Below are 26,063 nucleotides of genomic sequence, written 5' to 3'. Positions count from 1 at the left end.
CCTTTTTGAACAACTGACTGGAAGGTAGGACTGGACCAACGGGTCGTCAAGAGGTCCATGTGCACCAGCTGTTCATCGCCGGGACCCGTCACGGCCGACGAACCATCAGGTCATCCGTCCCGGACCCTTGACTCCGTTCACCGCAGTCGCGATTCTCGACCCATCGCTTGCACGAGTCATGACAACCAGCCGTGGGGTGTCGAGCCCCGACCGTCTGGCTCATCGACTGCGCCGTCCGCCGACCGAAGACGTGGGTGATGACCATGACTCGACAGCCGCACCACAGGCGCAGACCGATCACGGTTCTGTCGTTGCTCCTGCTCGTGATGGCCGTGACACTCGGCCCCACTCCCAGTTCCGCCGCTGGGACGGACTGGTGGAACCCGGTCGCACGGCCGGCCCCGGACTCCCAGATCGGCGTCACCGGCGAGCCCTTCAAGGGGACCAACTCCCAGGGCGAGGTGCGCGGGTTCGTCGACGCGCACAACCACATCATGGCCAACGAGGCCTTCGGCGGCCGGCTCATCTGCGGCAAGCCGTTCTCCGAGGCGGGGGTGGCCGACGCGCTCAAGGACTGCCCCGAGCACTACCCCGACGGCTCGCTCGCGATCTTCGACTTCATCACCAACGGCGGCGACGGCAAGCACGACCCCGACGGCTGGCCCACCTTCAAGGACTGGCCGGCCTACGACTCGCTGACCCACCAGCAGAACTACTACGCCTGGGTGGAGCGGGCCTGGCGCGGCGGCCAGCGCGTACTCGTCAACGACCTCGTCACCAACGGCGTGATCTGCTCGGTCTACCCCTTCAAGGACCGCAGCTGCGACGAGATGACGTCCATCCGTCTGCAGGCGAAGCTGACCTACGACATGCAGGCCTACATCGACAAGATGTACGGCGGCACGGGCAAGGGCTGGTTCCGGATCGTCACCGACAGCGAGCAGGCCCGCAGCGTCATCGAGCAGGGCAAGCTGGCCGTCATCCTGGGCGTCGAGACGTCCGAGCCGTTCGGCTGCAAGCAGGTCCTGGACATCGCCCAGTGCGACAAGGAAGACATCGACGCCGGTCTGGACGAGCTGTACGACCTGGGCGTACGCAGCATGTTCCTCTGCCACAAGTTCGACAACGCGCTCTGCGGAGTCCGGTTCGACGAGGGCGGCCTCGGTACGGCGATCAACGTCGGCCAGTTCCTGTCGACCGGCACCTTCTGGCAGACCGAGAAGTGCACGGGCCCGCAGCACGACAACCCCATCGGAGGTGCGGCGGCGCCGAGCGCCGAGGAGGAGCTGCCGGCGGGGGTCGAGGTCCCGTCGTACGACGACGACGCCCAGTGCAACAAACGCGGGCTGACCGAGCTGGGCGAGTACGCCGTACGCGGCATGATGCAGCGCAAGATGATGCTCGAGGTCGACCACATGAGCGTCAAGGCCACCGGCCGGGCCCTCGACATCTTCGAGTCCGAGTCCTACCCCGGAGTGCTCTCCTCGCACAGCTGGATGGACCTCAACTGGACCGAGCGCGTCTACGGTCTCGGCGGCTTCATCGCCCAGTACATGCACGGCTCCGAGGGGTTCAGCGCGGAGGCGGACCGCACCAAGGCGCTGCGCGAGAAGTACGACGTCGGGTACGGCTACGGCACCGACATGAACGGCGTCGGCGGCTGGCCGGCCCCACGCGGAGCGGACGCCTCGAACCCCGTGACGTACCCCTTCCGCAGCACCGACGGCGGCTCGGTCATCGACAAGCAGACGACCGGTTCGCGCACCTGGGACCTGAACACCGACGGCGCCTCGCACTACGGGCTGGTCCCCGACTGGATCGAGGACATCCGGAAGGTCGGCGGCCAGGATGTCGTGGACGACCTCTTCCGGGGCGCCGAGTCGTATCTCGACACCTGGGGCGCGTCGGAGGGGCACAAGGCGGGTGTGAATCTCGCCAAGGGCGCGTCCGCGTCGGCCAGTTCGTCGGAGTCCAACCCGTTCACGAGCTACGCCCCCGGCCGGGCGGTGGACGGGAACGCGGACACCCGCTGGGCGAGCGACTGGAGCGACGACCAGTGGCTGCGGATCGATCTCGGCTCCACGAGCACGGTCAAGCGTGTCACCCTCGAATGGGAGCGCGCCTACGGGAAGTCGTACCGCGTCGAGGTCTCCACCGACGGCACCACCTGGCAGTCCGCCTGGGCCACCACCGCCGGTGACGGCGGCCTGGACACGGCCCGGTTCAACGGCGTGCCGGCCCGCTATGTAAGGATCCACGGGCTGGACCGGGGCACCGACTGGGGCTACTCCCTTTACGAGGTGGGCGTCTACAGCAGCTGACGCCCACCGGAACGAAGGGAACACCCATGGCACGGATGCCGTCGGCCGAACGGCGTCGGCAGCTCACCGAAGCGGCCATCCGCGCGATGACCCGGGACGGCGTCTCCAAGACGACGACCCGGTCCATCGCCGCGGAGGCCGGTCTGTCCCTGAGCGTCTTCCACTACTGCTTCGACTCCAAGCAGGCCCTGGTCGAGTCCGTCATCACGACGATCACCGAGCACTCCGTCACGGTGGTCAAGGAGGCGATCAGGCCGAAGGCCACCCTTCGGGAGACCGTCCGGGCCGGCTTCCAGGCCTACTGGGACCATGTGTCCGCGCATCCCGGCGAGCACATGCTCACGTACGAGCTGACGCAGTACGCCCTGCGTCAGCCGGGGTTCGAGCATCTGGCGCGGCGGCAGTACCAGCTGTACTGCGACACCTACACCGAGCTCGTCGAACAGCTCGCCAGCAGCATGGACTTCGAACTCCGCGTCCCGGCCCCCGTGCTGGCCCGCTACCTGGCCGCCATGACCGACGGGCTGACCCTGAACTTCCTCGTGCTGGGCGACGACGCGGCCTGGGCCGACATCCTCGACACGATCACCGACCATGTCGCGGGGCTCGTTCGTGATGCGGACGAACTCCGGCCCCGTACAGGATCCGGGTCCGCCGGTTCCTCTTTTTCGTCCCCCTGATGTGCCCCTTTACAAAAGGCCACTTGAGTGACGAAAGACAATTCCAGTAAATGCAGCATGCATCAAGTATGTTTCGCCCAACGCCTCTTTGTGCTCCTGTGCGCCCCCACTGAAAGTGGATCTGGGGAGCCGACAGCAGTTGAACTGGGCAGGACATGACTCAAGCACCGAGCCGGTGGCACGTTCACCGATTTACGTGAGTCGACTGAGGCAGGTGGTATTCGATGACCGACGCCATGCCCGAACCGGATCGACTATGGACCGTGGGCACTGCGCCAGGCATATTCCCAAGCATCAGCCACAGTATCGCTTTGTTCCGTCGGCCGTTGGCTTTTCTGAATTCCCTGCCCGCCCGGGGCGATCTGGTCGAGTTACGCCTGGGCCCGCTGCGGGCCTGGATGGTGTGCCACCCGGAGCTGGTCCACCGGATGCTCATGGACCCACGCACCTTCGACAAGGGAGGTTCGCAGTACGACAGGCTCCGGGCACTGATGGGTGACGGTCTGGTCACCTGCCGCCAGGAGGCACACCGACGGCAACGCACAATGCTCCAGCCGGACTTCCGCGCCTCCCGCGTCGCCGACTACACGCAACTGATGGGCGAGGAGGCCGAGTCGGTGTGCCGAGCATGGCGAGCCGGGCAGAGGATCGACGTCAGCGCGGCGATGATGGCCCTGACCACAAAGGTGACCAGCCGCGTCCTGCTCTCCGACTCGCTCGACGACGCCAGGGCCGCCCAGATACGGAGGGCTCTCGGCACCATCGTCCGTGGCCTGTTCGTCCGCACGGTCGTGCCGGTCGACGCCCCGTTCCGTTTACCCACACCGGCGAACCGCCGCTATCGGCGTGCCGTCGACCGCCTGCACGCGGTCATCGACTCCGTCATCGCGGACCGGCGGCGGGGCACTCCCCGCGACGACGTGCTCGGAACGCTGCTGGCGGCGGCGCGCGACGGGGGCGAGGATGCGGCGGTCACCGAACAGGAGGTCCACGACCAGCTCATCACGCTCCTGATCACCGGCGTGGAGACCACCGCGCTCTGCATGGCCTCCGCCTTCAGCCTCCTGGCACAGCATCCGGAGACCGAGCGCCACCTGCACTCCGAGGTCGACACCGTGCTCGACGGGCGGCGGCCCCGCCTCGACGACCTGTCACGGCTCACCTACACCCGGTCCGCCGTCACCGAGACGCTGCGCCACTCCCCACCTGGCTGGCTCTTCACCCGCGTCACGACCAGGGAGACAGAGCTCGCCGGGCGCCGAATCCCCCGGGGAGCCACCGTCCTGTACAGCCCCTACCTCCTGCACCACGATCCCGCGTCGTTCCCCGACCCCGAACTGTTCCTGCCCGAGCGCTGGTTGCCGGGCTCGGAGCGGACCACCGCCGCACAGCACCACGCGATGCTCCCCTTCGCCACGGGTAGCCGCAAGTGCATCGGGGACGCGTTCGCGATGGCGGAGGCCACGGTTGCCGTCGCGACCATCTCCGGTCACTGGCGGCTGCGCCACCCGCCCGGACCGGTCGGACAACCCCGCCCCGCAGTGACGTTGGGTCCGAGGTCGCTGCCGATGATCTGCGAACCACGTTCACGCATACCGGTCGGCACACCGCCGCGCGCCCGTTCTCTCGCTCCTCGAACCACGGTGACATCCCGTACGCAGGATCCCCAAACGGCAGGTGACAACGGTGTCGACGACGCATGAGGAAATCACGGTCGCCCTGCAAGAAGAAATTCCCGCGGACAACTTGAAGGACCTCATCGACGCCAGTCTCTACATGCCGTTCCCTTTCCAGAGCAACCGCCACGAATCCGAATCTGCGGCAGGCGTCGACGCATGGCTGCGTACCTGTGGACTGACCGACGACCCGGCAGTCGCGGCCATGATCGCCAAAACCCGGCCTGCGGAACTCGCGTCCTACAACAGCCCGACCGTGGACCGCGATGTCCTCCAGATCGTGGCCAACCAGATCGCCTACCAGTTCATCTTCGACGACCTGGCGGAAGAGGTCGGCCGACGGCGGCCGGGCCGCCTCCTGCCCATGCTCAGCGAGAGCATCGGGATCCTGCGCGACGGCCAGGCCCCCGTCACACCCCTCGGAGTGGCCCTGGCCGACCTCCACCGCCAGGTCCAGGAACGGTGCACGCCCGCACAGGCGGCACGATGGGCCTGGAACAGCCGCGAGTACGTGCACGGTCTGCTGTACGAGGCGGTGGCTCAGGCGCACACTCCTCCGGTGCGGATGGGGTTGTGCAACTCGATACGTTCACTGACCGCAGGCATCGAGCCTTTCTATCCGTTGTACGAAGCCGCGCAGCCCTGCGAACTCGCCCCCGAGGACCTCCATCACGCCACAATGCGGCGCCTGCGGCGTCTCTCGGTCGATGCGGCAGTGTGGATAGCCGACCTCTTCTCCTCGGTGAAGGAACAACGGACCGGTGGAATAATCAACCTGGCCCTCGCCTATCAGCGTGCGTACGACTGTTCGCTGCCGCAGGCCGTCACGCTGGCCATCCGACGGATCAACAGCACCATCGACGAGTTCGAGACGCTCTACGAGAAGATCAAGCCGGAGCTGAGCCCGGCCGGCGTCGGTTACGTGGAAGGCATGTCCGGCTGGATTCGCGGGTGCTACTACTGGTCCCGCACCGTGCCGCGCTACGCGGACGCGGCGGCGATGTCCTCCGTCCACTGACGGCAGACCAATCAAATTACGTTACCTGAAAGCAAGGCGCTCAAACCGTTCCGATGCATGATTCGCCCGTCCCTGTGTACTCATTGCTCAATACGACCACCCGATGTCCGCAAGGGCGTACGCTCATCGCTGCCTTCCGAAGGATCAACGAAACAGGAAGCGGTAGGGCATATGGCGCATGAGCTGCGGCAACCGGACCCCGAGAGCCATCTGTTGCTGGAGCGCCATAGGGAACTCCGCGCGATCGACGCCGCGTTGGCCGACCTCAGTGAGACAGGGGACGGTGTACCGCGACCGCGCCACACCGGACTCCTCACCTTCACCGGATCCGCCGGGCTGGGCAAGACGGCCCTCATGACGGAGGCACGCGCCAGGGCCCTGGCCCACGGGTTCACGGTGTTCTCGGGCAAGGGCGGAGAGAAGGAGCAGGAGCTGGCCTTCCACGTCGTGCGCCAGCTCGTGCAACCCGCCCTGGCCGCGATGGACGAGCCCGAGCGCCGGGCCTTCCTGGGCAGTTGGTACGACATCGTCGCCGCCGCGCTCGGACTGGAGGCGACGGGCAGCGCCCGGGTGCCGGACCCGACCGGGGTGCGCGACGGACTCGACTGGGTCATGACGCGCCTCACGGTGATGAAGGCGCCCGTCATCCTGCTCCTGGACGACATGCACTGGGCCGATGTCGAGTCCCTGAACTGGCTCGCCTCCTTCGCCCCACGGGCCGAGGACCTCCCGCTGCTGATCGTCGCCGCCTACCGGCCCGACGAACTGCCGAGCGAGGCGGCGGTCTTCCGCACACTCGTCGAACGCCACCGGAACCGTCCCTACTCCCTCGCACCGCTCACGTCCGCGGGCGTGGCGCGCATCGTCAGGGACGAGGTGGGCGAGGGAGCCGAGGACGAGTTCTGCCACGAGTGCTGGACGGCCACCGGCGGAAGCCCGTTCGAGGCCGTCGAGCTCGCCATCCGACTCGGCGAGCGCCGTATGAAGGGCACACGGGACGAGTTGTCCTCGATGCGGGACCTCGCCTCGGCGGTCAAGGGACCCGGGCTGCTCGACCGGCTGCACCGGCTCGGCACGACCACCGTCCGCTTCGCGTGGGCCGCGGCCGTCCTCGGTACGTCCATCTCGCCGGAGCTCGCCGCCACCATCGCGGTGGTCGGCAGCGAGGAAGCCGCCGAGGCGACCGAGAAGTTGCGCACCGCTCGGATCCTGAAGGACGCCCCAGGTCAGGGAGGCGGCCTGGAGTTCGTACACCCCTTGATCGCGACGGCGGTCTACCGGGACATCTCCGCGAGTCTGCGGGTCGGTCTGCACAACGCGGCGGCGGAGGCGGTCCACGCCGCGGGGTTCGGGCCCACCGCCGCTTCCCGGCATCTGCTTGAAGTCCCGTGCGAGGGCAGGCCCGAGGCGGTCGCCTGCCTGCGGGAGGCCGCCCACGAGTATCTGTGCGCCGGGGCTCCGGAGGCCGCCCGGCGCGTCCTCACCCGGGCCCTGCAGGAGCCGCCCCTTCCGGAGGACCGGGCGGCTCTCCTCCACGAACTCGCGTGCTCGACCTTCCTGATCGAACCCGCGGCCACCGTCAGCCACCTCCGGGCGGCGCTGGCGGAGCCCGGGGTCGACCCCGATCTGCGCGCCTCCATCGTCTACCGGCTGACCCAGGCGCTGGCCCACCTCGACCGGGTGGCCGAGGCCGCCGCCGTGGCCGCCGACGAGGCGCAGCAGGCGACCAATCCACGTGTCCGACTGCGCATGCAGGCCGACCACTTCGTCTGGAGCGCGTTCCGCACCGACGAGCCAGACTCGGCCGCCCGCTCGCGCAGGCTGACACGGCTGGCCGCGCGGCTGACCGGCCGTGGTCTGGAGGAGCGGTACATCCTGGGCCTTCGGTCCTGGGACGCGATGATGCGGGGCGAGCCACGGCAGACCGTTCTTGAGTATGCCGAGGAGTCCTTGCGGGGCGGGCTGAGCTGGACCGCCGAGAACCGGGGCTTCGAGCTGCCCGTTTCCGTCGCCCTCGTCTTCATGTACTGCGACCAGCCACGACGCGCCGAGGAACTGTTCACCAAGGGAATGGCCGAGTGCGAGACAAAAGGCTGGCGCGGCTCCCACCTGGCCGTCGGCCAGACTCTCTTCGGCTACATCCGCTACCGTCGCGGCTGCCTCACCGAGGCGGAGGAATTCGTACGTGAGGGACTGCGCACCGCCGACCGGGTGGAAGGAGCGGTGCCCGCCCAGTGGTTCGCCATCGGCATCCTCATTCAGATCCTCCTCGCCCGCGGGCGGACCGACGAAGCGCGGCAGCTCGCCGACTTCTACCACTACGGCGAGGTGGTCCCGAACGCTGTCATCTACCCGGATCCCCGCACGGTGTACGCCGAACTGCTCCTGGCCGAGGGCAGGCACTCCGAGGCCGAGCACCTGTTGTCCGCGGTAGGCGAATGGCTGGAGTCACGATCCTGGAGAAATCCGACCTGGTGCCCCTGGCAGCTGAATCTGGCGTCCGCCGTGGCCCACACCGCTCCCGACCGGGCGATCCGTCTCGCCCAGGACGCAGTCAAGCGGGCCCGTGACTTCGGCGCGGCCTCCGCGATCGGCCAGGCGCTCCACACCGAGGCCGAGGTGACCGGCGGGCCCGCGTCGCTCGACCTGTACACGGAGGCGATCGAGCATCTCGAACGGTCGCCCGCCTCCTACGAGTTGGCCCGTGCGCTGGTCGGCCACGGGGCGGCCCTGTCCCGGAACGGCAGGCTGCAGGAGGCCGCGGACCGTCTCTACCAAGGCCAGGAAGGTGCGGTCCACTGCGGTGCCGAGGCGCTGGCGACCCGGGCCAGGGCAGAGCTCTCGGCGGCCGGACTGCGACCGCTGCCCCTTCGCTACGGTCAGACGGACACGCTCACCGCTCCGGAGCGCAAGGCCGCCGAGATGACGGCCCAGGGGCTCCCGGCAGGGGTGGTCGCGAAGGCACTGAGCCTCACCGAACAGGGCGTGACGCGACTGCTCTCCTCCGTCTACCGCAAGATCGGCACCGACGCCGCCGGCCTCGCCAGAGCCCTGGAGACGTTCCCTCGCCCTCGTCCGTGACCTGACGGTCCGAAGGCCCGGGTCCGGACCAGCCGTCGGGCCGTCGGCCATGGCTCAGAGTGGTGTCGCCGCGTGCAGGATCAGGACCATCGTCACGGCGGAGTTGGCCGATGACATCGCGGAGAGTGCCGTTCCGACGGCCGCCGCCCAGGTGGCCATGCCGACCGTGGTGAACAGGGAGGGCCAGTTGCGCGCGGCGGGCGCGGGTTCCAGGAGGGCCGCCACCCGGCGGGGTACGGGGCCCGGTGCGGCGAAGCCGGCGAGTGTCGGGATTGGGGTGCCGCGGGAGGCCAGCGCCGCCTTGCCGATCGCACGCGCCACGACCCTGCGGCTGCCCACGGCGTGGGCCGCCTCTTCGTCGGCCCAGCGTTCCGCCGTGTAGGACACGGCCGTTCGCAGGGGTCGCAGGAACGGGTTGGCGCGGGCCGCGAGTTGCACGACCAGCAGGAAGCGGTGGTGGCGGGCCGTCAGATGGGCGCGCTCATGGGCGAACAGGGCGCGCCGTTCAGCGGGTTCGAGGCGGGACAGCAGGGCGGTGGTGACGACGACCCGGTCGCGGAACCCGCCGGGCAGGGCGTACGCGTAGGGCGTCTCGTCGGGCAGCACCGCGACACCCGTGCCGGGCACTCCGGCCAGCGCTCGGTGGGCGCGGCGGCGGACCCTGCCGTGCCGCCACAGCGTTGCCACGCACACCACGGCCACGGCCAGGAGGGCGGGGATGGCCGCTCGTCCGGCGACCTCGTCGTACGGGACGGCCGCGCGCACCTCGGGGTCCGACCACCCGTCGGGCAGCGGGTTCCCGGGCAGTTGCGCCGTGCCGACGACCATCAGCAGCGCCAGGCAGACCGTGCTGCAGACGGCCATGACACCGGCCACGCCGGTCAGCAGCCGGGTGGCGGTGCCCGGGTGCAGGCGCTGTTCGGCCAGCCGGGCGATCGGCCAGGCCGTCAGAGGCAGGACCAAGGGCAGAAAGACGAACACCCCCATCAGGCTTCAGTCTTCCCTCTCCGTCTCGGGCTGCCCGAGCAGTTCACGCAGCAGCCGCTCGTCGTCCGGCGACAGCGCGGTGACGAAGCTGGCCAGCACCGCCTCCCGGTCCGGTTCGCCGTCCAGCACCTTGCGCATCTTCCGGGCGGCGAGCCCGGCCTCGTCCGACGCGGGTGTCCAGGCGAACGACCGTCCCGCGCGCTCCCGGGTCACCGCGCCCTTGGCCAGCAGCCGGGTGAGGATCGTGATCACGGTCGTATAGGCGAGATCCCCGCCGAGGCGGTCCTGCACCCAGCCCGCCGTCGCCGGCCCCTCCGCCTCCCGCAAGGCCGACAGGACCTGCACCTCCAGCTCACCCTGCCCCCGTCGCCGGGGACGCCGCCGGTGATCCGTCACGCCCTGTCTCCCTTCCGCTGCCGCGCACTCGCACTCACACTTCGCGGGCGGTCCATCGTATAGAGATCCGCCCGCGCTCCACTCGCCCGCGAACCGCCCCCTCGTCCGGACCGGCCTCACGACCGAGTACGACCGACCCACTCCCCACATTTCTACAGTGATGTAGATTTATTTTAGGGTCCACCACCCGGACCCGGCACCGCACAACCGAGCATGAAGGAGAGCAGCGTGGGAGTTTCCCTGGCCAAAGGCGGCAATGTCTCGCTCAGCAAGGAGGCTCCGGGCCTGACCGCGGTCCTGGTCGGCCTGGGCTGGGACGTCCGGACGACGACGGGCACCGACTACGACCTCGACGCGTCCGCGCTGCTGCTGAACGAGGCCGGCAAGGTCGCCTCCGACACGCAGTTCGTCTTCTACAACAACCTCACCAGCCCTGACGGGTCGGTCGAGCACACCGGTGACAACCTCACCGGTGAGGGCGAGGGCGACGACGAGGTCATCAAGGTGAACCTCGCCGGTGTGCCCGCCGACGTCACCCGGATCGTCTTCCCGGTGTCCATCCACGACGCCGAGAACCGCGGCCAGAGCTTCGGCCAGGTCCGTGGCGCCTTCATCCGGATCGTCAACCAGGCCGGCGGCGCCGAGATCGCCCGCTACGACCTGTCCGAGGACGCCGCCACCGAGACCGCGATGGTCTTCGGCGAGCTCTACCGCAACGGCGCGGAGTGGAAGTTCCGTGCCGTGGGCCAGGGTTACGCGTCCGGTCTGGCCGGAATCGCCTCCGACTTCGGCGTCGGCGTCTGAGCGAGCGGCTCTCGCCCTCCGTATCCACGGGCCCGCCCCTTTCACCGGGGGCGGGCCCGCGCCCCGCTTGAAGCGGGCCGCACCTCCATCGTTCGAGCCACCCCAGGAGAGCACTTGGCCGGCCCGACCCGCCTCCGCCCGGAGGACCGAGCGGACTTCGAGGACGTACTGCGCCAGGCACTGAGCACGACGGACATCCGTACGGCGCTGCTCGCCGACCCCACGAGCGCGGCAGCCACGCGACTGCGCGCCCAGGCGCTGCGGGCCGTGGACGAGATCACGGCCGCGGCGAATGACGAGTACCGCGAGTACCTCGCCGCGCGCACGGTCGTGGAGCGCGGTCGGCGGTCCCGTGCCGCCGGGGAGCCCGGTAGGCAGTCCGGGACAACCGTGGAACACGGTCGGCAGTCCGGCACGACCGTGGAGCACGACCGGCAGCCCCAACCGGCCGGTCCCGGAGCCTTGTTGCCCGCCCTCGCCGCGCTCACTCCGCCGATCGCCGGCACGGCGGCGGCGGTCCTGCTCGTGCTCGGGTACAGCCTTCGACTCGCCGACGCGCAGGGCCCGATGGGCGGTTCGCTCGTCGCCGCCGGCTGGGTGTTCGCGCTCATCGCGGTCGCGAGTACCCTCGCCGGGCTGACCGCCCTGCTGTGCACCGCGTTGCGCGCACGCCCCGGCCACGGCGACCGGACCGGAGCATCGGCCCGTAATCTGCACCATGCCCGTGCGAGGTGGCAGCGGGCGCTGCTGGAGCGCGGCATGCTGCCCTACCTCCGCCGGCAGCTCGCCGCCACCCGCTTCGACTGACTCCCCGCACCGCGCCATCCGCCACTGCGTCGCCCACCCCCGCACACCGCACCACCCCGTCCCCGTAGTGCCCTTGCCCCGACCGGCCGGGCAGAGAAGAAGGCAGAACCCGAATGTTCGGACTGAGTGAAGTCGCCATCATCCTCGTCGTCGTCATACTCGTCCTCGCCGCCAAGAAGCTCCCCGATCTGGCCCGCTCGGCAGGCAAGTCGGCCCGCATCCTCAAGGCCGAGGCCGCGGCGGCGAAGGACGAGCCGGCCGGGACGGACGGGCAGACCGGTCCCCGCGTCATCCCGGGCGAGACCGTCGGCCCGAAGAGCACCACTCCGGCCGACAGCGCCCAGCCCGCCGCGGCACCGCACCCCGCGCAGCCGGACTCCGGGCAGCCCCGTCCGCAGAACTGAAGCAGCGCGTCACGGTCACCGGTCCCGGATCCCCAGGCCACGCAGCAGCATGGGGAGCGAGCGGTACAGCTCGCGCTTCCAGTAGGCGGGCGAGTGCGTCCCGGCGTAGAAGTGGGTGGTCACCGGAGCCCCGACGGACGCCAGGCGGGTGGCCAGGGTCCGGGACTGGCGTTGCATGAGGGTCTCCGTGGGGGAGATCGCGTCCTCGGGGAACGGGTCGGCGGGGTCCTCAAGTCCCGGGATCTCCACGTCCGGTGGTGTCCCGGGCGGATCGAGGACGCCTGCCGTGCCGTCGCCGCCGGAGAGGTGGACCGGGGTGGTGCGCAGTCGGTCGGCCAGGTAATAGGGGTCGTGGGCCTGCCAGTTGGCCCGTTGGGCGACCGGGTCGCCCCACAACGCCGTCCAGTCCAGGCCCAGGTACGTCATCGCGGCCCGCACCGCGTGGGGATGGCGCAGTGGATGTACGAATCCGCTGTAGCTCGCCACCGCCCGGAACAGCCCGGGGTGGCGTGCCGCGTAGGAGACGGCACCGAATCCGCCCTGAGACTCCCCCGCGGCCACGCGCCGGACGCCCGCTCCATGGCGGCGCTCCAGAAGTGGGCGTACCTCTCTGAGATGGAAGGTCTCGACCGCCGGCGGACCGCCCTCGCCGCCGTTGAACCAGTCGCTGTAGAAGCCGAACAACGGCATCTCCGGCATCACGACCAGTACGTCCCGCAGGGCGGGCAGTTCCTGGAGACGGGCGTCGTAGTCCTCGGTCCAGGCCTTGTAGTTGCCGTCGCCGCCGACCAGGAGATAGAGCGTCGGCCAGGTCTCGCCGGGCCGTCGCCGGTCCCAGCCGTCCGGGGTGAGGAGCCGTACCTTCGCGGTACGGCCCAGCGCGGGCGAGTCCACCGTGAGATCGACCAGGCGCTCACCGGCCTTCTCCTCGGCGATGATCCGGGCGCCGTGCGGGGCGGAAACGGTCGCCTCCGCGCACGTGGCGGACACCGCCGCCAACAGCAGGAGATCGGCGACCACGAGGGCGAGCAGGGTGCGTAGTCGAGCGGCGCTCCAAGTCATGGGCGTTCCTCCGTTCCTGTCAGACGTCGCGTCCGCGCAGTGCCCCGGTCGCGAGGAGGAGCAGGGCTGCCGTGTAGCCCGCCACCAGGAGCAGGGACGGCCAGGGGCCGAGGCTGCCGACGGTTTCCGCGGTCGCGTCCGAGGTCTGGATCAGCTTCTCCAGGGCGCTCGTCGGGGAGACGCCCGCGATCCAGCGCTGGGCGTCGCCGAAGAGCGGGCCGAGGAGGGAGGGCAGGAGCAGTACGCCGATGATGGTGGTGACGGCTCCCGCGGAGTGGCGTACGAGGGTGCCGACCGCGAGGCCGAGGATTCCGGCGACGGCGAAGGAGGCGGCGATGCCGAACAGGGCGGGCAGCGGCTCACCTTGGGCGTACCGGCCGTCGTCGAGCATCGCGCCGCCGGTCAGGTAGGCGAGGGTGCAGGAGATGAGGGCCAGGACGTACATCAGGGCCGCGATCAGGGTGGCCTTCGCGGCGAGCACGGTGGCGCGGCGCGGGTTGGCGGCGAAGGTGGTCCGGACCGTGCCGCTGCCGTACTCCCCCGTGATCAGCAGGGCACCGACCACCGCGGCCAGCATCTGGGCGGGGACGGAGGCGGTGAGGCTGCCGCCGAGCACCGTGTCGTCCGGCTGCAGGCTCTCGGTCGCGGCCACGAACACCGCGCCCAGCACGGGCACGACGGCGGTCGCGAGTGTCGTCCAGACCGTGGAGCGCACGCTGTTGAATTTGATCCACTCGTGGGCGAGGGCCTGCGGGAAGCCGGCCCGGGCGGTGGTGAGGGTGGCGGTCGCCATCAGACTGTCTCCTTGCGGCTGCGGACCGCGCTCGTCCGGTACTCGGCCGAGTCCTTGGACAGGGCCGTGTAGACCTCCTCCAACGAGGAGTGCGCGGGCGTGAGTTCATGGATCGCGAGTCCGTGGTCGCGGGCCAGGTCGCCGATGGCCGCGGCGTCTGGACCGTCCACGCGCCAGCCGCCCCGCGGGTCGAGCCGGACGTCGGCGCCCTTCGCCTCCAGCAGGCCCCGCAGCTTCTCGGGTTCCGGGGAGCGGACGAGCGTATGGGCGCGGGAGTTGGTCTCGATGAAGTCGCGCATGGTGGTGTCGGCGAGGAGCCGACCGCGTCCGATGACGATCAGATGCTCTGCGGTCAGCTCCATCTCGCTCATCAGATGGCTGGAGAGGAAGACCGTACGGCCCTGCGCGGCAAGGGACTTCATCAGATCGCGGATCCAGCGGATGCCCTCGGTGTCCAGCCCGTTCACCGGCTCGTCGAGGATCAGCACCTCCGGGTCGCCGAGCAACGCGGCGGCGATACCGAGCCGTTGGCCCATGCCGAGCGAGAAGCCGCTGAACCGGCGTCCGGCGACCTCGGTCAGACCGGTCAGGTCCAGCACCTCGTCGACACGTCGGCGCGGGATGCGGTTGCTCGCCGCGAGCCCGGCCAGGTGCCGGTACGCCGAACGCCCGCCGTGCGCGCCCTTCGCGTCCAGCAGCGAGCCCACGGCACACAGAGGCGCGGGCAGTTCGGCGTAGGGCTTCCCGCCGACCGTGACGGAGCCCGAAGTGGGCGCGTCCAGGCCGAGGATCAGTCGCATCGTGGTGGATTTTCCGGCGCCGTTCGGGCCGAGGAAGCCGGTCACCCGGCCGGGCCGGACCGTGAAGGACAGTTGGTCGACGGCGGTCTTGTCGCCGTACCTCTTGGTGAGTTCGCGTGCCTCGATCATGTCTTCGACCGTAGGGAGCGGCGACGCCCCGGACATCCGCCGCCTGGAGTCGGCCGCTACTCCCGCGGGAGTACCCTCACCGCTCCCCCGCCCGGACCAGCCCGGTCTCGTACGCCAGCACCACCAGCTGCGCCCGATCGCGCGTGCCCAGCTTGGTCATCGCCCGGCTGACATGGGTCTTCGCGGTCAACGGGCTCATGATCAGCTCCCGGCCGATCTCCTCGTTGCTCAGTCCGGCCGCGACCAGGGCCATCACCTCGCGCTCCCGGTCGGTGAGCACGGCCAGCCGCTCGGCACCGGCCGTCTCCGGGGCCTTCAGCCGGGCGAACTCCTCGACGACGGACCGCGTGACCGCCGGTGCGAGGAGGCTCTGTCCGGCCGCGACCGTACGGATCGCCGCGCGCAGCCCGTCCGGCTCGATGTCCTTCAGCAGAAAGCCCGCGGCGCCGTGCCGCAGCGCCTCGAAGACGTACGCGTCGACCTGGTAGGTGGTGAGCATGACGACGCGTACGCCGTCGAGGGTGCGGTCGGCGGCGATGCGGCGGGTGGCCTCGATGCCGTCGACGCCGGGCATCCGGATGTCCATCAGGACCACGTCCGGCCGGGTCAGCCGGACCGCCTCGACGGCCTGCGTCCCGTCGGCGGCCTCCGCGACCACCACCAGGTCGTCGGTCAGGTCCAACAGGGCCCGGAAACCGGCCCGTACGACGGTCTGGTCGTCGGCGAGCACCACGCGCACGGTCATGGCCGTCCTCCATGGAGTGCCTCGGCCGGGAGTACGGCCGGGAGTGTGGCCCGTACCCGGAAGCCGCCGCCGGGCACCGGACCGTACTCGATGCTGCCACCGACCGCGGCGGCCCGCTCCCGCATGCCTACGAGCCCGAAGCCTTCGGCCGCCGACGGTGGCGGTGGGCCGAGCTGCCACGGTGGTTCGAACCGCGAGCGTGGTTCGGTCCGCGAGGGTGGTCCGTCGTCCACGATCTCCACGCACAGCCGGTCGCCCTGCCGGGCGACCGAGACCGCCGCGTGGCGTGCGCCGGAGTGCTTGACCACGTTCGTCAGCGCCTCCTGCACGATGCGGTACGCCGCCAGCTCGACCATCGGCGAGAGCCCGTCCGCCGTGCCGTCGTGGCGCAGTGCCGCGTCCACGCCGCTGTCGGTGAACCGGCCGACCAGTTCGGGCAGTTGGGCGAGTCCGGGAGCGGGTGCCATGGTCTCGCGGTCGTGGTCTCGCAGTACGGTGACGGTGGCCCGCAGTTCTCCCACGGCTTCCTTGCCCGAGTCGCGCACCTGCCGCATCGCCTGCCGGGAGATCTCGGGCCGGGTGTCGAGTGCGTCGAGGGCGACTCCGGCCTGCACCGTCATCGCGGTCACCGTGTGCGCAACGATGTCGTGCAGTTCGCGGGCGATGCGCAGGCGCTCCTCGTGCACCCGGCGGGCCGCCTCCCGCTCCCGCTCCTCCTCCGCGCGGACGGCCCGGGCCGCGTACTCGTCCATCAACTCCCGCCGCGTACCGATGACTTCGCCGAGGAGCAGGGGCACCAGCGGCCAGATCATCTCCAGCATCGGCAGCCCCTGCGGGTTGGCCACGTCACGCCCCACCCGCAGTGCGACCGCGCCCGAGACGAGGGACGCGACGAGCCCGGTCCACAGGGTGCGCCGTCGGTCGCCCAGCACCGCGACGGTGTACAGGGCGACGATCACCGGCAGGTTGAGCAGTTCCCCGATGTGCCCGTGCAGCGCCCAGCCCGCGCAGGCGGCGCCCGTGACGACCGCGACCGGGACCGGCCACCGTCGGCGCCACACGAGCGCGGTCAGGGAGATCGCGAGCAGCAGCCAGGTGAGCCCGTCCGCCTGCTGGTAGTCGGGGTCGTTGGACGCGGCGTCGGACGCCGTGAACAGCCCGACCACGGCGACCACCAGCAGATCCGCGGTCAGCGGCGACAGTGATCGTGCACGCTCCACCAGTCCGTCGAAGCTCGTCACGACATCACCGTATGGGCCGGATCATCCCGGCGCATACGCCACCGGGAGTAGCCCGCGGGACTCGGCGGTCCCCGCGGTCGCTAGGACTTGCGGCGGGGCTTTCCGCGTTTCGTTCCCTTGGGGGCGCCGGAGCCGGTCCGCGGGCTCCTGCCGGTCGGCTTGCCCGTCGCCTTGCCCGCGGCGGGTTTCCGACGAGCGGTGCCCTTGTCGGAGCCCTTGGTCTTGGACTCGGTCTTCGGCTGCGCCTGGGCCGTGGAGCGGCCGCGGGTGCTGTTGACGGTCCGGCCGCGGACGATGCCGATGAAGTCCTCGACCAGGTCCGTGGTGCGGTCCTCCGGCCAGGACAGGGCGACGCGCGACTCGGGGGCGTCGGTGACCGGCCGGTAGGTGAGGTCCTTGCGGTGGTGGAGGCGGGCGAGGGACTGCGGGACCACCAGGAGTCCCACCCCGGCCGCCACGAGGTCGATCGCGTCCTCCGTCGTCGCGGGGCGCTCGATCGCGGGGCGGCCCGGCAGCTGCTCCCAGTCGAGGGTGTCGTCCAGGGGATGCAGCACGATGTCGTCCGCCAGGTCCTCGGCGGTCACCTCGTCGACGGCCGCCACGACATGGTCCTTCGGGACCACGACGACGGTCGTCTCGGTGTAGAGGGGGATCGCGCTGAGGTCCGTACGGTCGACCGGCAGCCGTACGAATCCCGCGTCGGCGTCGCCGCCGCGCAGCACCTCGAAGACCTCCGCGACGGACACCGCGAGGAGGGTGAGGGGGACGTCGGGCAGCCGCTCGTTCCAGATCCGCACCCACTTGCTGGGCGTCACTCCCGGGACATACGCGAGCCGGAACGAAGGGGAATCTTCCGAGCCTGTCACCTGGCCAGGTTACCCGGCGTGGTCGGCGGTGGTTCACATGCTCGATACCCTGGACACCATGACGTCGCACCAGAACACCCAGACGATGAAGCCCGCGACCGCGGCCAAGAAACTGGGTGTGTACCTCGAGGCCACCCCCACCGAGTTCCAGGAGGGTGTCGTCTCGCGATCCGAGCTCACCGCACTGCAGGCCGACCCCCCGCAGTGGCTGCAGGACCTGCGCCGCGACGGCCCGCACCCCCGTCCGGTCGTCGCGTCGAAGCTGGGCGTCTCCATCGCGGGGCTCGCGCGCGGCGGTGTCACGGAGGCTCTCACCACGGAGCAGATCGAGGCGCTGAAGGCCGAGGGTCCCGAGTGGCTCCAGAAGGAGCGCGCCACCCAGGCCGAGGTCCGCAAGGAAGCGGTCCGCATCAAGGAGAAGAACGCGGAGCGCGACGACAAGGGCGACCAGCCGCGCACGTAACGGTCCTCGGACGGCCTCAGCACTCCCTCGGACCGCCGTGGTGCGCTGTGGAAGACTCGACCCGTGATCATCGAACGCGCGTACGCACACATCGCCTCGCACGACGAGAACGCGTGGCCCTGGTCCGTGCCCTGTGTGCGCGGACTGATGGCGGACGGGATGCGGTTCACGGCGCCGGTGACCTTCATCGTCGGTGAGAACGGATCGGGCAAGTCGACCCTGGTCGAGGCGCTGGCCGAGGGCTTCGGTCTGGACTCCTGGGGCGGCTCGCACGACTGGCGGTACGCGAGTCCCCGGGCCAAGTCGGTGCTCGGCGAGCGGATCCGCTTCGACGCTGCGGCAGCACGCGGGCGTCGCATGCTCGGCAGCTGGTCGGCCCGCAAGGGGTTCTTCCTTCGGGCGGAGACGGCGATGGACGCGCTGGACCGCGAAGGGCTCGCGCCGGACTCGGTCAGTCACGGCGAGGGCTTCCTCGCGGCGTTCCGCGGGAAGTTCCTGGAGCCCGGGCTGTATGTGCTGGACGAGCCGGAGGCGGCGCTGTCGTTCGGCTCCTGCCTCGAACTGCTCGGCCATTTTGACCAGTTGGCGAAGCAGGGCGCGCAGGTCATCTGCGCCACGCACTCACCGCTGCTGACCGCGCTGCCGGGGGCGGACATCATCGAGGTCGGCGACCACGGGATGCGCCGGGTGGCCTGGCAGGATCTCGCCCTGGTCGACCACTGGCGCCGCTATCTCGCCGACCCGCACGCCTATCTCCGGCACATTCTCGGCTGAGGGCGAACCCCGCGAGCGCGGTCTGCGGTGATCGCCTGCCAGAATGGTGATCAGCGCAGGCGTTCGACAGAACCCGCCCAGGACGATGGAGGAGCCCCGTGCCGCTGCCCTCACAACCGTTGCGGAAGCTGGGCTTCTTGACCATCGGGTTGTTCGACGAGGCCGACCCCCGCAAGGGCCACGAGTCCACGCTGGAGATCATCCAGCTCGGTGAGCGGCTGGGCTTCGACAGCGCGTGGCTGCGCCACCGCCATCTCCAGTACGGCATCTCCTCCCCCGTGGCCGTCCTGGCCGCGGCCTCGCAGCGCACCACCCGTATCGAGCTCGGCACCGCGGTCATCCCGCTGGGCTGGGAGAACCCGCTGCGGCTGGCGGAGGACCTGGCCACGGTCGACATCCTGTCCGGCGGCCGGCTCAATCCCGGCATCAGCGTCGGCCCGCCGATGCACTACGACCAGGTCAAGCAGGCGCTGTATCCGGACACCGCCGACGCCGAGGACTTCGGGTACGACCGGGTGGCGCGGCTGCTGGACTTCGTACGCGGCAAACCGGCCACCGACTTCAGCGGTGTCGAGGGCTTCGAGGTGTTCTCGGACCGGGTCCAGCCGCACGCGCCCGGTCTTGGCCGCCGTCTCTGGTACGGCGGGGGAAGCCTGCGGTCGGCGCAGTGGGCCGGTGAGCACGCGATGAACTTCCTGACCAGCAGCGTCGTCAAGGCGGAAGGACCACAGGAGCCCGAGGACTTCGCCGAGGTCCAACTGTCCCACGTACGCGCCTTCCGTGCCCACCACCCCGACGGCGACCGTGCCCGGGTCTCCCAGGGGCTCGTCGTCATCCCGACCGACAGCGCCTCACCGGAGCAGCGCGCGAAGTACGAGGCGTACGCGGAGAAGCGGCTGCCCCGGACCGCCACGCCGCAGGGGCCGGCCCGTCTGATGTTCGCGCCGGATCTCGTCGGTACGTCCGCGGAGATCGCCGAACGGCTCTACGCGCACGCGGCGTTCCGGGAGATCGACGAAGTGGCGTTCGCGCTGCCCTTCACTTTCGAGCACGACGACTACGTCCAGATCCTCACCGACATCGCCACCCGGCTGGGCCCGGCGCTTGGCTGGCAGGCGACGGCCCAGCAGGGATAGAGGGGCCCGTCGGCCACGCGTACGGCGCCTTCGGTGTGTGCGGTGCGGCTTGGTCGGCGGTGTCGTCGGTGTCAGTCGCTGACCTGGCTGCGTGCCTGGTACAGCAGGTCCCCGTACGCGGGGTGGCGGGCGATCCAGCCCGCGTAGAAGGGGCAGGTGGCGAGCACCCGCAGTCCCGCGGCACGTGCCTCGTCCAGGGACGCCCGGACCAGCGCGGACCCGACACCTTTGCCCTCGCTCTCGGGGCTCACCTCGGTGTGGACGAACGCGATCAGCTCCTCGGTACGGATGTACTCCGCGAAGCCGGCGACCTTCGACGCCCCGTCGATCCGGGCCTCGTAGCGACGCGCCTCGGGCCTGTCACTGATCTCGATCGCCATGTCTCCTCCTTGAACCCCGTTGCGCCGGTGCCCGACACTAACCCACAGTGGCCAAAACCCGTACGGTCCGCCCGAGTTGCCCCCGGAGCGGGGACGCGCGAGCGGATCGTTCGGCTAAGTTGACGTTCGATTGCCGAACAACGATCCGCAGGAGGCCCTCTCGTGACAGAGCACGAACCCGAACTCGCCGCAGCTGCCGAGATACGGGCCCGGATCGACACGGACAAGCCGCACTCCGCCCGTTTCTGGAACTACTTCGTGGGCGGCAAGGACCACTACGAGGTGGACCGTGAGATCGGGGACCACATCAAGGAGATCTTCCCCGGCCTCGTCGACGTGGCGAGCACGAGCCGCCACTTCCTCGGACGCGCTGTCACACACCTCGCCGGCGAGCAGGGCATCCGGCAGTTCCTGGACATCGGCACCGGTCTGCCGACCGCCGACAACACGCACGAGGTCGCCCAGCGTGTGGCCCCGGACGCACGCATCGTGTACGTCGACAACGACCCCCTGGTCCTCGCCCACGCCCGCGCGCTGCTCACCAGCACGCCCGAGGGCGAGACGGCGTACCTCGACGCCAATCTGTACGAGCCCGAGGCCGTCCTCAAGGCGGCGGCGCACACGCTGGACTTCTCCAAGCCCGTCGCGCTGATGATCCTCAACACGCTCGGCCATGTCGCCGAGTACGACCAGGCCCGGGATCTGGTCTCGCGCCTCATGGCCGGTCTGCCGTCGGGCAGTTACCTGGTGATCAGCGACAGCACCGCCACCAGCGAGGGCATGATCGCCGCGTCGGATGCGTACAACGCCAGTGGCGCCGTCCCGTACTACGTGCGGGCCGTCGACGAGATCGCCGGGTTCTTCGACGGCCTTGAGCTGGTCGAGCCCGGCGTCGTGCAGGTCACCCAGTGGCGTCCGGAGGCCGCCGGTTCGGTGGTCGACGCCTATGGAGCGGTCGGCCGCAAGCCGTAGCGGGTCGTCGCGGTCGGGCCCGTCCGAGGACGGGCCCGCCCCACCCGTGCGCATCGGATACGCGCTCAGGACACGTCGGTCAGCTTCGGCATCTCGCCCTCGGTCGTGGTGACGTCGATAACGGAGAACGACGCGCCCTGGGGGTCGCTGAGTGCCGCGAACCGTCCGAAGGGGCTGCTCATCGGGCCGAACCGCAGGATCGCGCCACGTTCGGTCGCCTTCGCCACGGCGGCGTCGCAGTCCTCGACCGTGAAGTAGACGTTGACGTAGGACGGCACCTCGGGCGGGAACTCGTCCGTCATCTTCATCCGGCCCAGAACGGTCTCCTCGCCGAGGTTGAAGATCCTGAAGTCGATCGCGTCGTCCTCCATCTGCTGTGCGCGGTAGGGGAAGACGGCGGGGAGGAAGGCGTCCACCTTCTCGGGCTCCCGGGTGAAGAACTCGCCCCAGCAGTAGGCTCCCGGCACGGCCGTCGCCTCGAAGCCCTCGTGCTCACCGGCCTGCCACACGCCGAAGACGGCGCCGCTCGGCTCCTGGGCCAGCAGCATGGTGCCGAAGTCGCCGACCTTCATCGGTTCCATCAGGACCTGGCCACCGTTGGCGCGTACCTTCTCGGCGGTCGCGGCCGCATCCGGCGACGCGAGGTACAGACACCACGCCGACGGGCCCTCGTCGCCGGGCATCGGCGGGACGACGGCGGCCACCGCTTTGCCGTTCGCGTAAGCCTGTGTGTAGTTCCCGAACTCCGACGACGCCTCGCCGAACGTCCACCCCAGCACGTCACCGTAGAAGCTCTTGGCACCCTCGACATCGCTGAAGCTGGCGTCGGCCCAGCACGGGGTTCCCTCAGGTTGTACGGCCATGGCTCTGACTCCCTCGTCATTGAAGGCTCTGACCTGTCACGCTAGCCAGCCGTCGGCCGAAGCGCGCGGCGAACACCGCGAGATACGTGACGCAGATCACTTTTACCCGCCGATGATGTTCCGTGACCGCCTCGGTCCAACACTGCGACACCAGTCGAAACAGCAGACCAGAGGATGGGACACCGCCATGAGTGAGACCGTGAAGGGGCCCGCGAGCTACTTCCCCTCCATAGAGAAGAAGTACGGCCGCCCCATAGCCGAGTGGCAGGGCCTCATCCGCTCCTCGCCCCTCACCAAGCACATGGAACTCGTGGCCTGGCTCAAGACCGAACACGGCATCGGCCACGGCCACGCCAACGCCCTCGTCGCGCACACGCTCGCCGAGGACAGCGGCAGGTGATCCGCCGCGAAGAAATGCGTTGCGGGCCATGAGAGGGCCTCCGCAGACTCGTCGATGAGGGGAGCCCGGGACGGGGAGGCGCCATGTCGGCCACGGAGACACACGAAGACGCTCTGGTGCGTGCGTTGGGCAGCGAGCCGAGGAGGCCCGCGGCCTTCCGTGAGCTGATGCGGCTCGGCTCCGCCGCCGTGCCGACCATCCGGCGGGGCCTGGCGCACCACGAGGCCCTGGTACGGGAGCAGTGCTGCAGGCTGCTGGACCACCTGCTGGTGACCGAGGCACTGGACGACCTGATCGCCATGCTCGACGACCCCAGCCCCCAGGTCCGGATCGCCGCGGTGCACGCGCTCGCCTGTGACCGGTGCAAGAGCGACGCCTGCCGTCCCGACCGGGCCGTGGTGCTGCCCCGGGGGATCCGGCTGCTGCACCGGGATCCCGACGCCCACGTACGCAACTTCGCCGCGGAGCTCGTCGGGCTGTCGGTGCACACCCACACGGAGGCGGTCGCCGCCCTGGTCCGGGCACGGGACAACGATCCGTCGCCCGCTGTCCGGAAGAAGGCCGGCTGGTACGCGCCGGGCGGCCCCATCCACCGCAGGACCGCGCCGCGACCGGCCCGCAGGCCCCGCTGACAGCGGGGCTCCCGGCCCGACTGGAGCGGTTTCCGTGGCCGGTTGTGGCCCCTGTTCCGGCACGGGCTGGTGCGGCGTCATGCGCTCCCCGCGCCGCACGCGCCCGCGCCGGAACTCCCCCGGGCGGCTCCCCCTTGAACCGTGGGTGCTTACTGTTCTACCTTCGCCACATGGTCGGGGCATCAACGCCCGCTCACCAGCGACACAACGTGCGGGCGGCAGTTGGGCCGGGTGATGACGAGTGCGTCCACACCTCGCGCTGATCGAGGACGACCCCGACTTCGCACTGATGTGCCGTACCTATCTCGAGCGTGAGGGTTTCAGCGTCTCGTGGGCCATGGACGCCCGGGCCGGCAAGGCCGTCATGCACGACGGCGGCATCGATCTCGTCGTCCTCGACCTGGGACTTCCCGACGGCAGCGGTCTCGAACTGCTGCGGGCGCTGCGCTCGACCAGTCGACTTCCGGTCATAGTCGTCAGCGGTCGCGGAGACGAGACGGACCGGGTGGCGGGCCTGGAGATCGGCGCGGACGACTATCTCGTCAAGCCGTTCTCGCAGCGGGAACTCGTCGCCCGCATCGGCGCCGTGCTGCGCCGGTGCCGGCCGCCCGAGCTGCCGACCGTCCTCGACGTCGGGACCCTGCGCGTCGACACCGCCGCACGCCAGGCGAGCGGGCCGGGCGTCCTGCTGAACCTGCGCCCCAAGGAGTACGCCCTGTTGGAGGCCCTCGCCCGCTCCCCCGGCCGGGTCTTCTCCGCCGAGCAGCTGCTGGAGCTGATCTGGGGAGCGTCCTGGCAGCAGCCCGCGACGGTCATCGAGCACGTGTACCGGCTGCGCGGCAAACTCTCCCGACTCCCGGCGCCCGCACCGCGGATCACCACGGTGCGCGGCTATGGATACCGTCTCGACCCCTGAGGGCCGCCATGTCCACGAGCCGTCCGTCCAGCACCCCGAAGCCCGTCCCGGACTTCCGGCGCCTCTTCGACTCCACGCTCTCCCCGCTGCTCGTCCTCGCCCCGGACTTCACGATCGTCGAGGTCAACCGCGCCTATCTGACGGCCACGGGCACCCGGCGGAGCATCGTCGGGCGCCCCATCTTCGATGTGTTCCCCGACAACCCCGAGGACCCGTCGGCCGACGGCGTCACCAACCTGCGCCGCTCGCTGGAGACGGTGGTGGGCACGGGCCGCACGGACACGATGGCGCTGCAGAGGTACGACATCCCGACGGGCGACGAGGGCGGTTTCGCCGAGCGCTACTGGAGCCCGGTCAACACACCGGTCCTGGACGCCGACGACCGGGTCACGCACATCATCCACCGGGTCGAGGACGTCACCGAGTTCGTGCGGCTGCGCCGGGCCGGGCACGAACGCGAGCGAGCGGCAGCCGAGGCGCAGATGCGCGCGGAGGGAATGGAGATCGATCTGTTCGTCCGGGCGCGGGAGATCCGTGAGGTCAACGAGCAGTTGCGCCGGGTGAACGGCGAACTAGACGCCGCCGGGCGGCAGTTGCAGGAGGAACAGCGGGCCAAGGACCGGTTCATCGCGACGCTCTCGCACGAGCTGCGCAATCCGCTGGCCGCCGCCACCGCGGCGACCGAGCTGCTGGCGCTCGACCTCCCCGGCGGCCATCCTGCGCTCTCCGTCCTGGAGCGGCAGCTCGGCATCCTGGCCCGGATGAGCAACGACCTGCTGGACGGCACGCGCGCGCTGACCGGTCGTCTGGAGCTGGTGCCCGAGCGGATGGATCTGAGGTCGGCCGTCGAGAGCGCCTGCGCCGACATGCGTGGCCTGTTCGGCCACGAGGGACGGGCCCTCGAACTCCGGCTGCCCGACGGCCCGGTGCTCGTGGACGGTGACCGGCTGCGGCTGGCCCAGGTGCTGACGAACCTCCTGTCCAACGCGCTGAAGTACACGCTGCCGGGCGGCCGTACGGACGTATGCCTGGCGACCGTGGACGGGCAGGCGCAGCTCACGGTCAGGGACGACGGGATCGGCTTCGAGCCCGGTCAGGCGGAGGAACTGTTCGGGGTGTTCATGCGGGCGGCTCCCGCCGGGCCGCACACCCCCGAGGGGCTCGGACTCGGGCTCGCGGTGGCCCGGACCATCGTCGAACTCCACGGCGGCCGGATCTCCGCGCACAGCGACGGGCCCGGCAAGGGCGCCTCGTTCGACGTGCTGCTGCCGACGGCCGCCTCGAACGCGCCACAGCCGACCCGCCCCGCGGCCACCGGCCGTGCGCAACGGCAGTTGGCCATCCTGATCGTCGAGGACAACACGGACCTCGCAGCGACCTACCGCACCCTGCTGGAGCGCCAGGGGCACCACGTCACGGTCGTCCACACGGGCGCGGACGCCGTCACGGCCACCGAGGCGAGCCTTTTCGACGTCGTGCTGTGCGATCTCGGGCTGCCCGACATGGACGGCTACGCGGTCGCCCGTGCCGTACGGTCCCGTCCGCACGGCGCCGGGCTGCGCCTCATCGCGGTCTCCGGCTTCAGCCGGGGCACCGACCGGACGCTGGCCCACGAGGCCGGATTCGACGCCCACCTGGCCAAGCCGCTGCCGCTCGCGGATCTGCTGGACCTGCTGGAGCGCTGACCCGCCGGTCGTCCCGTGCCGTCCCCGACATG

The 26,063-nt window shown here is 70.3% G+C and carries 26 protein-coding genes; 16 read left to right on the top strand and 10 right to left on the bottom strand.

The genetic code is table 11. The annotated features are described in order from the left end of the window. Nucleotides 1-263 precede the first annotated feature (263 nt). The 5 genes from ACN20J_RS44945 (at nt 264) to ACN20J_RS44925 (ending at nt 8,776) form a co-directional block, all read left to right on the top strand. Nucleotides 264-2,321, top strand: coding sequence for a discoidin domain-containing protein (locus tag ACN20J_RS44945; protein ID WP_419668271.1), 2,058 nt, complete (start codon nt 264-266; stop codon nt 2,319-2,321). A 26-nt stretch (nt 2,322-2,347) separates the two neighbouring features. Beyond that, nucleotides 2,348-3,001 carry a TetR/AcrR family transcriptional regulator gene (locus ACN20J_RS44940; protein WP_190230081.1) on the top strand — a complete coding sequence of 218 codons (654 nt, stop codon included), beginning with the start codon at nt 2,348-2,350 and terminating at the stop codon, nt 2,999-3,001. 326 nt (nt 3,002-3,327) lie between these two features. Further along, nucleotides 3,328-4,704 carry a cytochrome P450 gene (locus ACN20J_RS44935; RefSeq protein WP_361912356.1) on the top strand — a complete coding sequence of 459 codons (1,377 nt, stop codon included), beginning with the start codon at nt 3,328-3,330 and terminating at the stop codon, nt 4,702-4,704. Continuing rightward, nucleotides 4,688-5,695 carry a (-)-alpha-amorphene synthase gene (locus tag ACN20J_RS44930; RefSeq protein WP_361912353.1) on the top strand — a complete coding sequence of 336 codons (1,008 nt, stop codon included), beginning with the start codon at nt 4,688-4,690 and terminating at the stop codon, nt 5,693-5,695. The genes ACN20J_RS44935 and ACN20J_RS44930 overlap by 17 nt, the downstream gene beginning before the upstream one ends. A gap of 171 nt (nt 5,696-5,866) precedes the next feature. Beyond that, nucleotides 5,867-8,776, top strand: coding sequence for an ATP-binding protein (locus tag ACN20J_RS44925; protein WP_361912350.1), 2,910 nt, complete (start codon nt 5,867-5,869; stop codon nt 8,774-8,776). A gap of 54 nt (nt 8,777-8,830) precedes the next feature. Here the strand turns inward: ACN20J_RS44925 and ACN20J_RS44920 are convergent, their stop codons facing one another. Further along, on the bottom strand, nt 8,831-9,763 hold the full coding sequence (locus tag ACN20J_RS44920; RefSeq protein ID WP_364191767.1) for a M56 family metallopeptidase: 933 nt from the start codon (nt 9,761-9,763) through the stop codon (nt 8,831-8,833). Between the two features lie 6 nt (nt 9,764-9,769). Beyond that, complete coding sequence (locus tag ACN20J_RS44915) at nt 9,770-10,159, bottom strand: BlaI/MecI/CopY family transcriptional regulator (protein WP_055617888.1); 390 nt, start codon at nt 10,157-10,159, stop codon at nt 9,770-9,772. Between the two features lie 228 nt (nt 10,160-10,387). Between ACN20J_RS44915 and ACN20J_RS44910 the strand changes: the two genes are divergently transcribed. The 3 genes from ACN20J_RS44910 to ACN20J_RS44900 all read left to right on the top strand — a co-directional run bounded on the left by ACN20J_RS44910 (nt 10,388) and on the right by ACN20J_RS44900 (nt 12,174). Further along, the gene (locus ACN20J_RS44910; protein ID WP_055617887.1) at nt 10,388-10,963 is read left to right on the top strand and encodes a TerD family protein; all 576 of its coding nucleotides are present in this window, start codon (nt 10,388-10,390) and stop codon (nt 10,961-10,963) included. Between the two features lie 114 nt (nt 10,964-11,077). Next, nucleotides 11,078-11,770, top strand: coding sequence for a hypothetical protein (locus ACN20J_RS44905; protein WP_419668270.1), 693 nt, complete (start codon nt 11,078-11,080; stop codon nt 11,768-11,770). A gap of 113 nt (nt 11,771-11,883) precedes the next feature. Next, the gene (locus ACN20J_RS44900) at nt 11,884-12,174 is read left to right on the top strand and encodes a twin-arginine translocase TatA/TatE family subunit (protein WP_419668269.1); all 291 of its coding nucleotides are present in this window, start codon (nt 11,884-11,886) and stop codon (nt 12,172-12,174) included. Nucleotides 12,175-12,189: 15 nt separating this feature from the next. Here ACN20J_RS44900 and ACN20J_RS44895 read toward each other — a convergent pair whose 3' ends face one another. The 6 genes from ACN20J_RS44895 to ACN20J_RS44870 all read right to left on the bottom strand — a co-directional run bounded on the left by ACN20J_RS44895 (nt 12,190) and on the right by ACN20J_RS44870 (nt 17,810). Next, nucleotides 12,190-13,236, bottom strand: coding sequence for an alpha/beta hydrolase (locus ACN20J_RS44895; RefSeq protein WP_419668268.1), 1,047 nt, complete (start codon nt 13,234-13,236; stop codon nt 12,190-12,192). Between the two features lie 19 nt (nt 13,237-13,255). Continuing rightward, on the bottom strand, nt 13,256-14,029 hold the full coding sequence (locus tag ACN20J_RS44890) for an ABC transporter permease subunit (RefSeq protein ID WP_419668267.1): 774 nt from the start codon (nt 14,027-14,029) through the stop codon (nt 13,256-13,258). Then, the gene (locus tag ACN20J_RS44885; protein WP_190230089.1) at nt 14,029-14,958 is read right to left on the bottom strand and encodes an ABC transporter ATP-binding protein; all 930 of its coding nucleotides are present in this window, start codon (nt 14,956-14,958) and stop codon (nt 14,029-14,031) included. Before ACN20J_RS44885 ends, ACN20J_RS44890 begins: the two co-directional genes overlap by 1 nt. Before the next feature lie 76 nt (nt 14,959-15,034). Beyond that, entirely contained in the window at nt 15,035-15,703 is a 669-nt protein-coding gene (locus ACN20J_RS44880; RefSeq protein ID WP_189842720.1) for a response regulator, read from the bottom strand. Further along, nucleotides 15,700-16,944 carry a sensor histidine kinase gene (locus tag ACN20J_RS44875; protein WP_419668266.1) on the bottom strand — a complete coding sequence of 415 codons (1,245 nt, stop codon included), beginning with the start codon at nt 16,942-16,944 and terminating at the stop codon, nt 15,700-15,702. Before ACN20J_RS44875 ends, ACN20J_RS44880 begins: the two co-directional genes overlap by 4 nt. Before the next feature lie 80 nt (nt 16,945-17,024). Then, nucleotides 17,025-17,810 (bottom strand): LysR substrate-binding domain-containing protein, encoded by a 786-nt coding sequence (locus tag ACN20J_RS44870; RefSeq protein ID WP_361912327.1) that lies wholly within the window; start codon nt 17,808-17,810, stop codon nt 17,025-17,027. A 37-nt stretch (nt 17,811-17,847) separates the two neighbouring features. Here ACN20J_RS44870 and ACN20J_RS44865 point away from each other — a divergent pair, with 37 nt between their 5' ends. The 3 genes from ACN20J_RS44865 (at nt 17,848) to ACN20J_RS44855 (ending at nt 20,183) form a co-directional block, all read left to right on the top strand. Next, nucleotides 17,848-18,273, top strand: a complete 426-nt coding sequence (locus tag ACN20J_RS44865; RefSeq protein ID WP_361912324.1) for a DUF5997 family protein — start codon at nt 17,848-17,850, stop codon at nt 18,271-18,273. Between the two features lie 63 nt (nt 18,274-18,336). Continuing rightward, complete coding sequence (locus ACN20J_RS44860; RefSeq protein WP_190230094.1) at nt 18,337-19,047, top strand: AAA family ATPase; 711 nt, start codon at nt 18,337-18,339, stop codon at nt 19,045-19,047. Nucleotides 19,048-19,145: 98 nt separating this feature from the next. Continuing rightward, nucleotides 19,146-20,183, top strand: coding sequence for an LLM class flavin-dependent oxidoreductase (locus ACN20J_RS44855; RefSeq protein WP_419668265.1), 1,038 nt, complete (start codon nt 19,146-19,148; stop codon nt 20,181-20,183). A gap of 71 nt (nt 20,184-20,254) precedes the next feature. Here ACN20J_RS44855 and ACN20J_RS44850 read toward each other — a convergent pair whose 3' ends face one another. Then, nucleotides 20,255-20,563 (bottom strand): GNAT family N-acetyltransferase, encoded by a 309-nt coding sequence (locus ACN20J_RS44850; RefSeq protein ID WP_419668264.1) that lies wholly within the window; start codon nt 20,561-20,563, stop codon nt 20,255-20,257. Nucleotides 20,564-20,725: 162 nt separating this feature from the next. On the opposite strand from ACN20J_RS44850, the gene ACN20J_RS44845 reads away from it, so the two are divergent. Then, nucleotides 20,726-21,535: an SAM-dependent methyltransferase gene (locus tag ACN20J_RS44845; protein ID WP_189842727.1), complete on the top strand. Its 810-nt coding sequence runs from the start codon at nt 20,726-20,728 to the stop codon at nt 21,533-21,535. A gap of 65 nt (nt 21,536-21,600) precedes the next feature. Here the strand turns inward: ACN20J_RS44845 and ACN20J_RS44840 are convergent, their stop codons facing one another. Further along, nucleotides 21,601-22,398 (bottom strand): VOC family protein, encoded by a 798-nt coding sequence (locus ACN20J_RS44840; RefSeq protein WP_361912309.1) that lies wholly within the window; start codon nt 22,396-22,398, stop codon nt 21,601-21,603. Between the two features lie 187 nt (nt 22,399-22,585). Between ACN20J_RS44840 and ACN20J_RS44835 the strand changes: the two genes are divergently transcribed. The 4 genes from ACN20J_RS44835 to ACN20J_RS44820 all read left to right on the top strand — a co-directional run bounded on the left by ACN20J_RS44835 (nt 22,586) and on the right by ACN20J_RS44820 (nt 26,031). Beyond that, the gene (locus ACN20J_RS44835) at nt 22,586-22,798 is read left to right on the top strand and encodes a DUF4287 domain-containing protein (RefSeq protein ID WP_189842729.1); all 213 of its coding nucleotides are present in this window, start codon (nt 22,586-22,588) and stop codon (nt 22,796-22,798) included. An 83-nt stretch (nt 22,799-22,881) separates the two neighbouring features. Further along, complete coding sequence (locus ACN20J_RS44830) at nt 22,882-23,430, top strand: HEAT repeat domain-containing protein (RefSeq protein ID WP_419668263.1); 549 nt, start codon at nt 22,882-22,884, stop codon at nt 23,428-23,430. Between the two features lie 241 nt (nt 23,431-23,671). Next, nucleotides 23,672-24,346 (top strand): response regulator transcription factor, encoded by a 675-nt coding sequence (locus tag ACN20J_RS44825; RefSeq protein ID WP_190230098.1) that lies wholly within the window; start codon nt 23,672-23,674, stop codon nt 24,344-24,346. 8 nt (nt 24,347-24,354) lie between these two features. Beyond that, nucleotides 24,355-26,031, top strand: coding sequence for an ATP-binding protein (locus tag ACN20J_RS44820; RefSeq protein ID WP_361989938.1), 1,677 nt, complete (start codon nt 24,355-24,357; stop codon nt 26,029-26,031). Nucleotides 26,032-26,063 lie beyond the last annotated feature (32 nt).

This window comes from Streptomyces sp. 2-1, from assembly GCF_048564895.1.
In the GTDB taxonomy this organism is placed as follows: Bacteria; Actinomycetota; Actinomycetes; order Streptomycetales; family Streptomycetaceae; genus Streptomyces; species Streptomyces phaeochromogenes.
The sequence above is the reverse complement of the archived record's forward strand: the minus strand, read 5'-3'. Positions and strand labels throughout refer to the sequence as shown.

What these genes read in the sequence shown, in the direction of transcription:
- ACN20J_RS44945 (WP_419668271.1), top strand. Translation starts at nt 264, where the DNA reads ATGACTCGACAGCCGCACCACAGGCGCAGACCGATCACGGTTCTGTCG.
- ACN20J_RS44940 (WP_190230081.1), top strand. Translation starts at nt 2,348, where the DNA reads ATGGCACGGATGCCGTCGGCCGAACGGCGTCGGCAGCTCACCGAAGCG.
- ACN20J_RS44925 (WP_361912350.1), top strand. Translation starts at nt 5,867, where the DNA reads ATGGCGCATGAGCTGCGGCAACCGGACCCCGAGAGCCATCTGTTGCTG.
- ACN20J_RS44920 (WP_364191767.1), bottom strand. Translation starts at nt 9,763, where the DNA reads ATGGGGGTGTTCGTCTTTCTGCCCTTGGTCCTGCCTCTGACGGCCTGG.
- ACN20J_RS44900 (WP_419668269.1), top strand. Translation starts at nt 11,884, where the DNA reads ATGTTCGGACTGAGTGAAGTCGCCATCATCCTCGTCGTCGTCATACTC.
- ACN20J_RS44895 (WP_419668268.1), bottom strand. Translation starts at nt 13,236, where the DNA reads ATGACTTGGAGCGCCGCTCGACTACGCACCCTGCTCGCCCTCGTGGTC.
- ACN20J_RS44890 (WP_419668267.1), bottom strand. Translation starts at nt 14,029, where the DNA reads ATGGCGACCGCCACCCTCACCACCGCCCGGGCCGGCTTCCCGCAGGCC.
- ACN20J_RS44885 (WP_190230089.1), bottom strand. Translation starts at nt 14,958, where the DNA reads ATGATCGAGGCACGCGAACTCACCAAGAGGTACGGCGACAAGACCGCC.
- ACN20J_RS44880 (WP_189842720.1), bottom strand. Translation starts at nt 15,703, where the DNA reads ATGACCGTGCGCGTGGTGCTCGCCGACGACCAGACCGTCGTACGGGCC.
- ACN20J_RS44865 (WP_361912324.1), top strand. Translation starts at nt 17,848, where the DNA reads ATGCTCGATACCCTGGACACCATGACGTCGCACCAGAACACCCAGACG.
- ACN20J_RS44850 (WP_419668264.1), bottom strand. Translation starts at nt 20,563, where the DNA reads ATGGCGATCGAGATCAGTGACAGGCCCGAGGCGCGTCGCTACGAGGCC.
- ACN20J_RS44840 (WP_361912309.1), bottom strand. Translation starts at nt 22,398, where the DNA reads ATGGCCGTACAACCTGAGGGAACCCCGTGCTGGGCCGACGCCAGCTTC.
- ACN20J_RS44835 (WP_189842729.1), top strand. Translation starts at nt 22,586, where the DNA reads ATGAGTGAGACCGTGAAGGGGCCCGCGAGCTACTTCCCCTCCATAGAG.
- ACN20J_RS44830 (WP_419668263.1), top strand. Translation starts at nt 22,882, where the DNA reads ATGTCGGCCACGGAGACACACGAAGACGCTCTGGTGCGTGCGTTGGGC.
- ACN20J_RS44820 (WP_361989938.1), top strand. Translation starts at nt 24,355, where the DNA reads ATGTCCACGAGCCGTCCGTCCAGCACCCCGAAGCCCGTCCCGGACTTC.